General features: G+C 62.7%; 1 pseudogene. It reads right to left on the bottom strand.

Features of this window, described 5'->3' with window-relative positions:
• Nucleotides 1–1,672: pseudogene (locus ON14_RS15785) on the bottom strand (hypothetical protein); the annotation flags it as partial.

Raw genomic sequence — 1,672 nt, 5'->3', positions numbered from 1 at the left:
TGTGATCCGAAGATGCCGTCGGCGGAGATGGATGCTAGCAGCAGGGTGATGGAGACCAGTAGTGCGATCAGCCAGTGGGTTTGGTGGGGTTGAAGGATGGCGCTTGTGGTGGTGATGGCGGCGACGGTGAGTGCGCTGAGTTCGGCGGTGCGGCGAATGAGTGGGTGTTGTTGGCGTACGCGCAGGGTCATGCTGAGGGTGGCAACCAGAATGGATGCCGTGGCCGGGCCGAGATCGATTGCGACGGTGCTGAGACCGATCGCCCTGCTCGCGCTATCGAGAACCCAGACTGTTGTGGGGGCGAGTGCGGCCGCAGCAACGACTCTTTCGATCGTGTGGCTACTCATTCCGCGGCCAAACATCGTGAACCCGAGGGTGGCGGTAAGTGTCAACGCTGCAATCACGTTGATGAGCGGAAGGTTGACGATGAGGTGGGCGTTGGTGAATTGCGCTCCGCTGAGCAGCGCGCTCCAGAGACTGAGGCCGGCGACAACGCTTAAGACGAAACCTAACCACCACACAATGCGACGTTCGAGAATGTTGCTTTCGTCAGTGCGCATGATGAGCCCGCGCACGAGTAGCGCGAGGCCGAGGGCGGAGATGGTGAGGGACCACTCGACGGGCTGAACAACGGGCGTCGCTAGTGCAGTGAGACTGACGAAACCGGCGAGAGCGAATGCAAGGTAGCTGACGTTGCGAGTGAACGGCGGCGCGGTGAAGCGAGCACCGAGCACGGTCAGCACTGCGCCAACGGCAATGAGCACCACAATTCGGATGTCGTTCGTTGGCACGGTGGAAAGGGCGACCATCACGATAGTTTCGATGGTGAAAAATACTACGAGCGCGCTGCCAAGCAGCAGGGTGCTGGTGCGAGCCCAGACTGTTGTTGCGGCTTTGCGTGAGAAGCCTGAAGCCACGAGTCCGAAGCTGGCTAAGCCCATCACACCGACGGCGCCGAGCAGCCATGAATCCAGCTCGGGGGTCGGGCTGAGCGTGGTCTCGATCGAGTAGAGCGCGCGCGCCGTTGTGGCTACGACGAGTCCGGCGGTTGCCCCAACAACGGTGATGCCCCAGAACGCGATCAGGCGCGGCGGCGGGGTCAGGAAAGCAGCCCCGAGCAGTAGCGCTGCCGAGATCCCCGCGATGAGGAGTGTTCCCAGCCCGGTTCCGCTTGCTGCATTGAGTGCTAGGGGAACGAGGGAGAGCAGGAGCCCGGCGAGTGCGATGTAGGGGCCTGAACGCAACTGGGACGCCCGCAACTCGGCTCGTGCGGTGAAGATGGCGATGGTGAGTACGGTGGCGGAGAGGGGCAGTACGTAGGCTTCGAGGGCGTCGACGCGGTTTTGGTCGAGGCGTAGCCAGAGTGCCCAGGTGGCGAAGGTGACGGCGGCCCAGATGATGTGGCGGCGTGGGGATTGTGATCCGAAGATGCCGTCGGCGGAGATGGATGCTAGCAGCAGGGTGATGGAGACCAGTAGTGCGATCAGCCAGTGGGTTTGGTGGGGTTGAAGGATGGCGCTTGTGGTGGTGATGGCGGCGACGGTGAGTGCGCTGAGTTCGGCGGTGCGGCGAATGAGTGGGTGTTGTTGGCGTACGCGCAGGGTCATGCTGAGGGTGGCAACCAGAATGGATGCCGTGGCCGGGCCGAGATCGATTGCGACGGTGCTGAGAC

Origin of the sequence: Salinibacterium sp. PAMC 21357, from assembly GCF_000247645.1 — a bacterium.
Lineage (GTDB): Bacteria > Actinomycetota > Actinomycetes > Actinomycetales > Microbacteriaceae > Rhodoglobus.
The sequence above is the reverse complement of the archived record's forward strand: the minus strand, read 5'-3'. Positions and strand labels throughout refer to the sequence as shown.